Below are 11,700 nucleotides of genomic sequence, written 5' to 3'. Positions count from 1 at the left end.
GAAGGTCAGCGATGAGACGACTGTGTGGACTGTACTTGTCAGGAGCCTGCTATGGGTAAGCTCCCGCGCGGTCGCCGGGCGCAGGTACCCGGTGATATTCCCCAGCGGGGTTGGCACGATATTACTTGGCGGGTAGTGCGCGCCGCTCGTCGTAACCGCCTGACCATGCTGGCCGCCGGTGTGGCTTTTTACGCCTTGCTGGCGCTGTTTCCCACTATCGCCGCGGTCATTTCCCTCTGGGGGTTACTGTTTGACCCTTATGAAGCCGGTCAGCAGTTGTATGAAATAAGCCGGTTCATGCCGCCGGATGCTGCCAAACTGATTGATCAGCAGGCTCAAAAGGTCGTGGAGAGTGCGGAATCGGGTAATTTTCTGGGCGCATTAGCCGGGCTGCTGATTGCGATGTTTATCGCTTCCAAAGGGGTGGCGGTGTTGGTTATTGGCCTTAACGTGGTGTACGGCGAAACTGAAAAACGCAGCCTGTTACACCGTAGTACGGTATTGGTCGCGCTGACTTTTGGTTTGATTTTTATGACGCTGATCTCGCTAGCGTTTATTGCCATCGTACCGGTGCTGGTCAACTCCTTGGCGATTAATCCTCCGTTGGATCAAATCCTGCAATGGCTACGCTGGCCTGCACTGTTAGTGGTGATGAGCATGCTGATTGCGCTGCTCTACCGCTACGCCCCTTATCGGCGCTCGGCCCAGTGGAGTTGGTTAAGTTATGGGACGCTGCTGGCAACGGGGATGTGGCTGTTAGGTTCCGGTGGGCTTTCGCTCTACGTGCGCTATTTCTCTACCTTTAGCGAGCTTTATGGCTCACTGGGGGCAGTGGTGGCGCTAATGCTATGGTTTTGGCTCTCTGCCTTTGTGGTGCTGTTTGGTGCGGAAGTCAACTGTGAGATGGAGCGGCAAACCTTCACTGACACCACCATTGGCGAGGCGCGCCCGTTAGGTGAACGCGAGGCGTTTGCCGCGGATACCATTGGTGCCCCCCGGCCGTGGAAGGACATTGAGGAGAGTAACGATACCTGAGGGTGTGGAGAAGCACCTCCCACCAGCGGTGGGAGGCAGTTGGTTTTAAAAAAAGCAGGTTTAAAGAAGAAAGCTTAAAGCAGTTCTTCCGCCGCCAGGGCCAAGCGCGAGCGTTCAACACTTTTCAGCGTAATATGCCCGGCGTGGGGCCAATCACGGAAGCGCTCAACGACTGCGGCCATACCGCAGGTGTTGGCAGTGAGATAGGGCGTATCAATCTGCCCGACGTTACCCAGACAGACAATTTTGGTATTGCGCCCCGCCCGTGTTACTAGCGATTTAAGCTGTTTGGGGTGAAGTTTTGCGCCTCATCAATGATTAAAAAGGTGTCGTTTAGGGTACGACCGCGCATAAAGCTCGGCGAGCGGATTTGTACCCGTGAACCAATCAACTGCCGCGTGGCGCCGTTATCCCAACTGGTTTCTCCCTCCTCGTTGCGCAGCAGGTTATCCATATTGTCGTGGAAGGCACCCATCCACGGTGACATCTTCTCCTCCTCGGTGCCGGGTAGAAAGCCAATGTCTTCCCCCATGGGGATCGGCGCGCGGGTAAACACAATACGCTCAAACAGCTTGGCATCCAGGGTTTGCTGAAAGGCGGCGGCCAGGGTCATAAAAGTTTTACCCGTACCGGCATTACCCGCAATGGTAACCAGATCAATATCGGGATCCATGAGTAGATTTAATGTGAAGTTTTGCCGACTGTCGTGGGCGTGAACGCCCCAAACGCCCGCGTGGTGGCGATAGTTCGTCAGCAATTGCAGGCGCGCCGAAGAGGGCCCCAGTTCACGAACGATTGCTTCGAACTCCGCCCCGTTTTCGCTATCCGAGACCAGCATGCCCACGTGCCAGTGGCGGGGCATAGTGCCGGTGAGTTGGTAGAAAGTGTGGTGATCGAGTCGTTCCACTGTGACATCAACATTCAACGCTTCCCACAGTGAAGCGCCATGCTGGCCGGCAGAGGCGTAGACCTGGGCGCCCTCAATCATGGCGTCGCTGTCGGAGAAGGCGCGGTCGTTGAGATAATCTTCCACCGGTACTTTCAGCGCAGCGGCTTTAACGCGCAGGTTAATGTCTTTGGTGATCAGAATGACCGAGGCGTCGGGACGTTCTTCGCGTAGGCGACAGGTTTCCGCCAATATGCGGTTGTCGGGGCTATCGTCGAGGGAATCAAACAGCTTTAAATCGTTGTAGCATAAAAAGTGCAGGCGTCCTGTGTCGCCACTGAGTCGGGGAATCGGAATGCCGCGTTGGATCTCATCAAAGGTGACTTGGCTGGTAAGGTCGGAGAGCGTACGGCTGATTTGGCGAGCCGTGCGGGCAATTTCACGTACACCATTTTTGTGCTTATCAAGTTCCTCCAGGACGGTCATGGGGATAACGACATCGTGCTCATCGAAGTGGTAGAGCGCGGTGGGGTCATGAATCAGGACATTGGTGTCCAACACATACAGCCGAGTGGCTTTCTTATCGATTCGTACCATCGTTGGAATCACTCCTTGGTTGACGGCAACTTCGACACTGGCAGGTGCGTATTACGTCTGGATGACACTTACCAGTGTTCCTCACGTGGCGTGTCCTGGCGTCTCCTTATTTAGCTCTTTTTAATAGCGTGGAAGGCTTTGGTGTTTTTTTCCATAAAAAAGATTTCAACGATATGTCAGTTAGCACTGGGTATCAGTTCTGGGAGGCCAAGAAGTGCGCCACCTTGTTTAACAAGGCGGTGGCCACCACGCCGCGGTTATCGCTCTCCACATAGCGGTAATAGTGGCTGTCTAGCACTAGATCGTGATTTAGCGTGCAGAGCGTGCCAGCCTCTAGGGCGCCTTTAACCAGCGGGTAAGGCAGCAGGGCCCAGCCGGTTGCATTGATGACGGCGTCGCGGATTACCTCAAACATGGTTAAACCCAGATAATTACCTGAAAACAGCGCCTCGCTGATCAGCTTGTCATCCTGTACGTAGGTCAAACACACTTGGGTGTACTGGGCCAAGTCGTCGCGGTTAACGCTAGGGAGGCGACTTAAAGGGTGATGGGGCGCTGCCACTAAACGCATGCTGACGGGAGCAAGGTTGGCCGCGTTGGTATCAATGCCTTCAGCGGTATACAGACCGAAGGCAATATCCACCGTTTGGCGCTGCACAAAATGGGTGTGTTCCTGGGGTGGCACCAGGTACACCGAAATCGCGGTTAGCGGAAACTGCTGTTTTAAATCATGCATTACCTGACGCCAAAACACCTCGGGCAGGGCGTCATCACGGGCGATGCCGAGTTGGCTTTCAACGCCCTGCAAATGCTGGTGGCAGTGTTTTTGATTCGGCTTGCGCTGGTCAGCAGGCGGTAGCAGTCAGGAAGCACGCTATCGCCCACGGCGGTGAGCGTTAGGCTATTGCCCGAACGCTCAAATAGCGCCACGCCCAGGCTATCCTCAAGCGCATTGACGGCGGCACTCAGTGTGCTCCGTTTAAGGCCGGTATGTCTTGCTGCTGCGGCAAAGGAGCCATGCTCGGTGACATCAATAAAGGCCTGTACCTGTTCTGCACGCATAGTCGCCTCGTTTAACGCCTTGAGCGCCAGTTAACTTGGCGCTGAGCGATTCGTGATTGTCATAACTCTTCTCTATTATGGCGCATAATTCGCTTAAAGTGATGGAGTTATCCGCGTGACCCCCTTTGTTGCCGAGCGCCGTGCGCTAAGATTTTCAGCCATTTCAGCCAGCCTATTTGCGTTTACCGGGCTTACGCTAGGGCTAACCAGCGGTTCTATAACGATTCTTTTTGACAGCGGCTACTCGCTGCTGAGCCTTGTGCTGGCATCGTTGTCTCTGTTTGCACTTCAGCAGGCGCGTAAACCTGCGGATGAACACTACCCCTTTGGGCGGCTGACGGTAGAGCCGCTTGCAGTGCTGCTCAAAGGCGTAGTGATCGCGATGGTGTGTATCGTGTCATTGGTCTCCGCGCTATGGAGCCTGCTCGCTGGTGGGCGGTTGGTCACGCTGGATTTGGCGCTGATGTTTGGCGTGGTCAACGTCACGGGTTGTTTATTAACTTGGTGGTGGCTGGCGCGCTACGCCGGTGTAGCGCGCTCTTCGCTGTTGACCGCCGAGCTACGTCAGTGGCAGATGGATACCTGGCTAAGTGCCGCTGTCATGTTGGGGTTTGGGCTTACCTGGCTGTTAACCCAGTCGCCATGGGCCAGCTACGCGCGCTTTGCCGACCCGGTGATGGTGCTGATCATTGCAGGCTACTTCTTGCCCATGCCGGTTCGCATGGTGAAGGGAGCACTGCGTGAGCTGATGTTTGGCGGTTCATGCAGCAGCGTGCGACGCGATGTGGTGGAGGATATAGCTGACTTTGATGTCACTGCCGACGATGTGCGCCTGGCCCAGGTGGGTAGCTTTTTAATGGTCGATATCCAGCTCGACAAGCAGCAGTTCGACGACGCTCAAGAGATAGTGGAGAGTGTAGAGAAGCGCTGTAAACGGCTAAACCTGCGCCCTATTACCAGTCTTACCTTAGTCGCTGGCTGAGAAGGGTGAAAAAAGATTGACGTTCTGTTACAGGCAGTGCTATTTAGCGCTACCGACAATAGGTGTCGGCTTAATAGTGCTACGTTGAGGGTTGTAAAAACATGCCACTGCGCCGCTGTTTACCCGTACTGCTACTGACCGCACTGGTCGCTGGCTGTGCAAGCTCTACCATTGCGCCAAGTTATACTACCGACAATCCTGACGTTATGCGGATTGGCGGTGAGCGCCCGGCTAACCGCGATGCGAGCGTTGAAAGCGCCGGATCGTTCTGCCTGGAAACCGCCGAACGTTGGAATGAGCATGGCCGTACGCCGGATGGCCAAACGTTATGGGCAAAAGACACCCTGCGTAAAGTGGTACCTTGCAAGCAGTAGTCGTTAGTAAAGCCAAAACCGCCAGCTTCGCTAAGCTGGCGGTTTTATATCAAAAAGGATAGTTAATCCTGTTTCTTTTCCGGTTTGCCTTTGCGCTGTGTACTCGCGAAATCTTCTAGCTCCTCCTCGCTCATGGAGTCATACATCTCTTTAGACGAACCATAAAGTTCACTGGGCTTGGTTTCTCCGCGCTTAGCGGATAGTGCCGCGCCCGCCGCTTTCTGTTGCGCTTTGGAGGTTGCTGGCATTGTTGAACTCCTTTCATTTAGCTTCCGTTTACCTATGCACTATTGAGCATTGCATTTTTAAGCATAGTCACTGGCGCTCAGCTTTCCATTTATAGCGTGCTAACATTCATGCCCAGCCACCGGTTGACTTCCATTTGCCTGTCGCGCTATTAACCTATCGGGCGAAGTGTGCCATTCAGTAAAGTCATCGTATCAACGCTATTAATGAAGAGAACGCCATGACACCGGCTATCAATAGTGCAAAACACGCAGGCATTGCCTTTCAAATCCATGAGTACGATCACGACGCCACCGCGCACTCCTATGGATTGGAGGCGGCGGAAAAACTGGGCGTCGCGGTGGAGCAGGTTTTTAAAACCTTAGTGGTAAAGCTGGATGGCAAACAGCTGGCGGTAGGCATTGTGCCGGTGAATGGCCAACTAGGGTTAAAGCAGATCGCTAAAGCCGCCGGCGCAAAGAAAGCGACCATGGCGGAACCGTCGGAAGTAGAGCGCACAACCGGCTATGTGCTGGGCGGTGTTAGCCCGCTGGGTCAGAAAAAGCGCTTGGCCACTTTTATTGATCATTCTGCCGAAAGCTTTGCCAGTATCTATGTAAGCGCCGGGCGTCGTGGACTTGAAATCGAGCTGGCCCCGGGGGATTTAGCCACGCTGAGTCAGGCTACCTTTGTGCCCCTGGCAACCTGATGTCACTGTGATGGCGGCGCAGCCCCGGGCACTTTCTGGTATGGTGCGGTAATATTTGCGTGTGTCGTTTGTCTTTTAGGCTGCGTGCGCTGTTTTCCGATGGCCATCTACCTGTGGCCCAAGCAAGGTAATATCGTGTCTGACTCCTCTTTCTCCTCGTTAGCGTTGCCAAAAGCTCTGCTGAGCAACCTTGCGTCCCTTGGCTACCACGAAATGTCGCCGGTGCAGGCAGAGAGCCTGCCGCCGATGCTGGCCGGGCGCGATGTGCTGGCGCAGGCGAAAACCGGTTCAGGCAAAACGGCGGCGTTTGGTTTGGCACTGCTGGCTAAATTGAGAGTCGAGAGCTTTGCGGTGCAAGGCCTAGTGCTGTGTCCTACCCGGGAGCTCGCTGACCAGGTGGCTGAAGAGCTGCGCCGTTTAGCCCGCGGCATGGCCAATGTAAAAATACTGACCCTCTGCGGCGGTGCGCCCTTTGGCCCGCAGCTCGGCTCTTTGGAGCACGGGGCACACATTGTCGTAGGCACACCAGGGCGTATTGACGAGCACTTGCGCAAAGGCTCGCTCACTCTGGAATCCCTCGCCATGCTGGTGTTAGATGAAGCGGATCGCATGCTGGATATGGGCTTCCAGGCAACCATTGATGACATCATTGCCGAGACCCCAACTGACCGTCAAACGCTGCTGTTCAGCGCGACCTTCCCAGACGAGCAGACATCGGGCGGTCTAACCGAGATGACCCGTGGCGTCATGCGTGAACCGGTGATGGTGAAAATCGCCGAGGTGCACGATGCCACGACGATTCAACAACACTTCTACAGTGTCGCCAATGAAGAGGCGCGATTTGACGCCCTGCGCCAACTGCTGCTGGTCTATCGGCCCGCGACCAGCGTGGTATTCTGCAACACTAAGCGCGAAACCCAGGCAGTGGCTGAGCAACTGACCGATGCTGGTTTTAGCGCCGTGGCGCTCAATGGCGATTTAGAGCAGAAGGATCGTGATCGCATTCTGATTCTGTTCTCTAACCAGAGTGCGTCTATTCTGGTGGCCACGGACGTTGCCGCCCGCGGCCTTGATATTGCCCAGCTGGACGCCGTGTTTAACTACCAAATTGCCCGCGAGCTTGATGTTCACGTGCACCGGGTAGGTCGCACCGGGCGTGCCGGGGCCAGTGGCATTGCCTGTACGCTGGTAACCCCTAAAGAGAGTTACCGGCTGGAGCGACTGGAAGGGTTGCTGGAGCAGGCGATTAAAACTGAGCCCTTGCCTAAACCGCAGCACTCGGTGCCGTTCGAGCCGCTAATGGCGACATTGCAGTTAGCCGGTGGCAAAAAAGACAAGCTGCGCCCCGGCGATATTCTTGGCGCACTGACCAGTGAAGGCGGCTTGCGCGGCGATCAAGTGGGTAAAATTAAAGTGCTCGCCCGCAGTGCCTATGTGGCCGTTGACCGCGATGTGATTCAACAAGCTCAGGCCAAACTCGAGCGTGATAAATTAAAAGGGCGGGCTTTCCGTGTTCGCCGTATCCGTTATTGAACGCGTACCAAAGAGGAGCCGACGCAGCTAACCATGAAAATCCCTAAGCGATTACAACCCCTGGTCGATGATGGAATGATCGACGAGGTGTTGGTGCAGTTAATGAGTGGCAAGGAAGCGCAGGTCTACGTGGTGCGCTGCGGTGAAGAAGTGCGCTGTGCCAAGGTATTTAAGGAGGCCAAACAGCGTAGCTTTAAACAGGCCGTTCAATATCAAGAGGGGCGTAAAGAGCGCAATAGCCGCCGTTCACGGGCGATGGCCAAAAAAACCCGTTACGGCCAGAAAGAGCAGGAGCAGGCTTGGCTGAATGCCGAAGTCGACGCGCTCTACCGTCTTGCCTCGGCGGGTGTTCGGGTGCCCGAGCCTCATGGTTTTGTAGACGGCGTACTGTTGATGGAGATGATCAGCGACGCCGAAGGCAACGTCGCGCCGCGCTTGGACGAAGTCACGCTAACGCCAGAGCAGGCCGAGACCTACTACGCCAAGGTCATTCAAGACGTGGTTAAAATGCTGTGCGCGGGCCTGATTCATGGCGATTTGTCGGAATTTAACGTGCTGGTTGATGCCTCCGGTCCGGTGATTATCGATCTTCCCCAGGCCGTTGACGCCGCTGGTAATAACAGCGCGGCAGCAATGCTGTATCGCGATGTGGATAACATGCGCAATTACTTTGGCCAGTTCGCTCCTGAACTTCTGAATACCGAATATGGCAGAGAGATGTGGGCGCTGTACGAAACCGGTGAACTACACCCAGATAGCAAGCTCACCGGCCACTTCGATGCCGACACCCATATCGCTAACGTCGATGAGTTGATGGAAGTCATCGACGATGCTAAAGAGGAAGAGGCGGAACGCCAGGCGCGTATGCGCGACGATGATGACGACGGCGAGATTCCGCAGCCTTACTAAACAGCCTCAATAAAGCTGGCTCCTCTCGTTTGATAGCAAAGTGAGGAGCCAGATTTGAGCTTGTGCCTGCTTTTTAAGATTTAACCCAGTAGTTCATTCGCTTGCTTGACCACATTCTCGACGGTAAAGCCGAAGTGCTTGAACAGGTCCCCCGCCGGGGCGGATTCGCCGTAGGTGGTCATGCCGATCACGCGGCCGTCAAGACCCACATACTTGTACCAGTAGTCGGCATGGGCGGCTTCGATGGCGATACGCTTGGTCACCGCCTTAGGCAACACGCTCTCACGGTACTCGGCGTCCTGGCCGTTAAAGCGATAGGCCGAGGGCATGGAGACCACGCGTACCGCTTTGCCCTGCTGCTCGAGCTCGGCGGCGGCGTCCATGGCCAGGCCGACTTCAGAACCAGTGGCAATCAGAATCAACTCCGGCGGCGTGCCTTCGCTATCTTCAGCGGGTCTTAAGAACATAAGCCCGTTTTGAATCGCTGCCAACTGAGCCTTCGTGCGCTGCTGGTGGGCAGGTTCTGGCGTGACAGTACAGCGCCGTGGGGCCGGAGTGACGCTTAATCGCCGCATCCCAGGCGGCGGCGGTTTCGACCGCATCACAGGGCGCCAGGTATTGAGATTCGGCGTGGTACGCAGGCTGGTGAGCTGCTCAATGGGTTGGTGAGTCGGGCCATCTTCACCAGGCCGATGGAGTCGTGGGTAAACACGTAAATCACCTGCTGGCCCATCAGCGACGCCATGCGATCGAGTTACGCATGTACTCCATGAAGATCAGGAAGGTTGCACCGTAAGGTACCAGACCGCCGTGCAGGGCGATGCCGTTCATGACCGCCCCCATGCCGAACTCACGCACACCGTAGTGCAGGTAGTTGCCGCTGCATCTTCGGGGTAATCGCTTTGGCGCCTTTCCAGAAGGTCAGGTTAGACGGCGCCAGGTCGGCACTGCCCCAGCAGTTCCGGCATTTGTGGGCCGATCACATTGAGTGCTTCAAACGAGGCTTTGCGTGACGCGATGGTCTCGCCGCGCTCTTGGGCCTGCTCGATCAAGGCTTCGGTGGGCAGTTCCGCGGGCAACTGACGTTTCATCCGGCGGGTGAACTCCCGCGCTTCTGTGGGGAAGGCTTCCGCGTAGCGGGCAAACCGCGCGTCCCACCCTGCTGAGCCGCTTTGCCCGCTTTACGGGCATCCCAGGCGGAGTAGATCGGCTCGGGAATATGGAAGGGCGCATGGGGCCAGTCGAGCTGAGTGCGTGCCAGGGCCACTTCGTCGTCGCCTAAGGGGGCGCCGTGGGCGTCTTCCTTGCCCTGCTTGTTGGGGGCACCAAAGCCAATGATGGTCTTGCAGATAATCAGGCTCGGCTTATCGTCGTGGCTCTTGGCCAGCTCAATAGCGGCTTTAACCTCTTCAGGCTTGTGGCCATCCACATTGGGCACCACGTGCCAGCCGTAAGCTTCAAAACGCTTGGCGGTATCGTCGGTGAACCAGCCTTCCACTTCGCCATCGATAGAGATGCCGTTGTCGTCATAAAGGGCGATCAATTTACCCAACTGCTGGGTACCGGCGCAGCGAGGCCGCTTCGTGGGAGATACCTTCCATTAAGCAGCCGTCACCCAGGAAACACCAGGTGTGGTGATCGACGATGGTGTGACCGGGACGGTTAAACTGCGCCGCCAGGGTTTTTTCCGCGATGGCAAAACCCACGGCGTTAGCAAAGCCCTGACCCAGCGGGCCAGTGGTGGTCTCAATGCCCGGCGCGTAGCCGAATTCCGGGTGTCCGGCAGTAGGCGAGTGCAACTGGCGGAAATTCTGCAGCTGTTCCAGGCTTAGCTCGTAGCCGCTGAGGTGGAGCAGCGAGTAAAGCAGCATGGAGCCGTGGCCATTGGAGAGCACAAAGCGGTCGCGATCGGCCCACTTGGGGTCTTCGGGGTTGTGCTTGAGGTAGTCATTCCATAGCACCTCGGCGATATCAGCCATACCCATGGGGGCGCCTGGGTGGCCGGATTTGGCCTTCTGAACGGCATCCATGGACAGGGCGCGAATGGCATTGGCTAGCTCAAAACGGCTATTCATAGCAGTGATACCTTGGTTGTTGTATTGCGTAGCATCTCGTTAGGCACGGGCAGTCAGGCGCTGAGTAATCAACGACTCTAATGTTTGCTGGTCGTTGGCGAAGCGTCGGATTCCGTCAGCCAGCATCTCGTTGGCCATTGCATCTTGGTTGTGTTGCCAACGAAAGCCTGCTTCTGATAGCGGTGTGAATGCTTCACGAGTGACGGTTTTCTGTTGGATTTTTGAGGCCACCTCTCCTTCCATGCTATCAAGCTGTTCTAGCAGTGCAGGAGAGATGGTCAGGCGATGGCAGCCCGCCAATGCTAATACTTGATCGGGGTACGAAAACTTGCCCCATGACGACAGTGTCATAATGACCAGCGGCAGCTCTCTCGCAAATCCCTTTACAAATAGCACGCCAGGGTCTTCTTCTGGTGTGAACTGCTTACCTGTTGTCTTTTGGTACCAATCGCTAACGCGGCCAACGAAGGGCGATATCAGATACACCCCTGCATCAAAGCAGGCCTGCGCCTGAGCATCGCTGAACAAGAGCGTTAAGTTGCAGTTAATGCCTTCACGCTCTAATTGCTGAGCCGCACGGATCCCTTCCCAGGTAGACGCGAGCTTGATCAGCACACGGCTGCGGTTAATACCCATTTTTTCGTAGCGCTCAATCAGTTCGTAGGCTTTGTGAATACTGGCTTGGGTATTAAAAGAGAGGTGTGCGGACACTTCTGTCGATATTCGTCCAGGTACTACATTGGCAATTTGCCCGCCAATCGCAACCGAAAGTTGGTCAACTATTCGGCTCGGGTCGCTCTCATCACGACATGATTCAGCAAGCACCTTGTCGATCAACTCTTGATAACGAGGCAGTTCGAAGGCCTTGAGAATCAATGAGGGGTTAGTGGTAGCGTCCTGCGGTTGATAGCGCTTTATGGCATCCAAGTCGCCCGTGTCGGCCACGACCAATGAGTGTTCGCGTAATCCATCCAAAAGCGACATTGCCTACTCTCCTTAAAAATGAACATTCTGTGTTCAAATGATTGTCTATTTATACCGATTTAGTCAAATCAGCGTGCCACTGAAATCGATTTTAAGGTCATTGAACAAAAGTATAGTGCTTGGTAGATAATGCTTTATATCCAAGTAATTCTTTTATTATCAATATATTATTGATTGTTTCTTGATTTTTATCCTGAATCCTCCAAAAAAATATAACTAGATCTTATGATCGGTGTGTTTACAAATGATCGGTTAGTGATAGATTGAATAGCGTCAGTAGACGGCTGGCAACTGCGTGGTGGTATTCATCGTTGTTAGTCGTCCGCGTT

10 protein-coding genes and 2 pseudogenes are annotated in these 11,700 nt (G+C 55.1%); 6 read left to right on the top strand and 6 right to left on the bottom strand.

Going from position 1 to position 11,700, the window contains the following annotated elements:
- The first annotated feature begins 51 nt into the window (after positions 1 to 51).
- Positions 52 to 1,035 carry a YihY/virulence factor BrkB family protein gene (locus tag FDY98_RS23700; protein ID WP_035538190.1) on the top strand — a complete coding sequence of 328 codons (984 nt, stop codon included), beginning with the start codon at positions 52 to 54 and terminating at the stop codon, positions 1,033 to 1,035.
- Between the two features lie 74 nt (positions 1,036 to 1,109).
- Here FDY98_RS23700 and FDY98_RS23695 read toward each other — a convergent pair.
- From FDY98_RS23695 to FDY98_RS28990, 3 genes and pseudogenes are all read right to left on the bottom strand, one after another.
- Positions 1,110 to 2,518: pseudogene (locus FDY98_RS23695) on the bottom strand (PhoH family protein).
- Positions 2,519 to 2,711: 193 nt separating this feature from the next.
- Positions 2,712 to 3,272, bottom strand: coding sequence for a substrate-binding domain-containing protein (locus tag FDY98_RS28995; protein WP_340147101.1), 561 nt, complete (start codon positions 3,270 to 3,272; stop codon positions 2,712 to 2,714).
- The gene (locus FDY98_RS28990) at positions 3,254 to 3,580 is read right to left on the bottom strand and encodes a LysR family transcriptional regulator (protein WP_340146975.1); all 327 of its coding nucleotides are present in this window, start codon (positions 3,578 to 3,580) and stop codon (positions 3,254 to 3,256) included. The genes FDY98_RS28995 and FDY98_RS28990 overlap by 19 nt, the downstream gene beginning before the upstream one ends.
- Before the next feature lie 115 nt (positions 3,581 to 3,695).
- Here FDY98_RS28990 and FDY98_RS23685 point away from each other — a divergent pair, with 115 nt between their 5' ends.
- A complete protein-coding gene (locus FDY98_RS23685) occupies positions 3,696 to 4,562 on the top strand; it encodes a cation diffusion facilitator family transporter (protein WP_009288326.1) in 867 nt (288 codons plus the stop codon).
- A gap of 101 nt (positions 4,563 to 4,663) precedes the next feature.
- A complete protein-coding gene (locus FDY98_RS23680; protein WP_022522459.1) occupies positions 4,664 to 4,936 on the top strand; it encodes a hypothetical protein in 273 nt (90 codons plus the stop codon).
- Positions 4,937 to 4,998: 62 nt separating this feature from the next.
- Here the strand turns inward: FDY98_RS23680 and FDY98_RS23675 are convergent, their stop codons facing one another.
- Positions 4,999 to 5,184 carry a DUF3008 family protein gene (locus FDY98_RS23675; RefSeq protein WP_022522460.1) on the bottom strand — a complete coding sequence of 62 codons (186 nt, stop codon included), beginning with the start codon at positions 5,182 to 5,184 and terminating at the stop codon, positions 4,999 to 5,001.
- Positions 5,185 to 5,402: 218 nt separating this feature from the next.
- Between FDY98_RS23675 and ybaK the strand changes: the two genes are divergently transcribed.
- From ybaK to FDY98_RS23660, 3 genes are all read left to right on the top strand, one after another.
- Positions 5,403 to 5,870, top strand: coding sequence for a Cys-tRNA(Pro) deacylase (gene ybaK, locus FDY98_RS23670; RefSeq protein ID WP_022522462.1), 468 nt, complete (start codon positions 5,403 to 5,405; stop codon positions 5,868 to 5,870).
- 99 nt (positions 5,871 to 5,969) lie between these two features.
- On the top strand, positions 5,970 to 7,403 hold the full coding sequence (gene dbpA / locus FDY98_RS23665; protein ID WP_190374810.1) for an ATP-dependent RNA helicase DbpA: 1,434 nt from the start codon (positions 5,970 to 5,972) through the stop codon (positions 7,401 to 7,403).
- Positions 7,404 to 7,436: 33 nt separating this feature from the next.
- Positions 7,437 to 8,312: a PA4780 family RIO1-like protein kinase gene (locus FDY98_RS23660; RefSeq protein ID WP_009288324.1), complete on the top strand. Its 876-nt coding sequence runs from the start codon at positions 7,437 to 7,439 to the stop codon at positions 8,310 to 8,312.
- Between the two features lie 80 nt (positions 8,313 to 8,392).
- Here the strand turns inward: FDY98_RS23660 and tkt are convergent.
- Together tkt and FDY98_RS23650 are read right to left on the bottom strand one after the other, a co-directional pair.
- Positions 8,393 to 10,387 (bottom strand): annotated as a pseudogene (gene tkt, locus FDY98_RS23655) (transketolase).
- A gap of 39 nt (positions 10,388 to 10,426) precedes the next feature.
- A complete protein-coding gene (locus FDY98_RS23650) occupies positions 10,427 to 11,371 on the bottom strand; it encodes a transaldolase (RefSeq protein WP_155706240.1) in 945 nt (314 codons plus the stop codon).
- Positions 11,372 to 11,700 lie beyond the last annotated feature (329 nt).

Origin of the sequence: Halomonas sp. PA16-9 (assembly GCF_009728585.1) — a bacterium.
Lineage (GTDB): Bacteria > Pseudomonadota > Gammaproteobacteria > Pseudomonadales > Halomonadaceae > Vreelandella > Vreelandella titanicae.
This window is presented reverse-complemented; position numbering and strand designations above follow the sequence as displayed.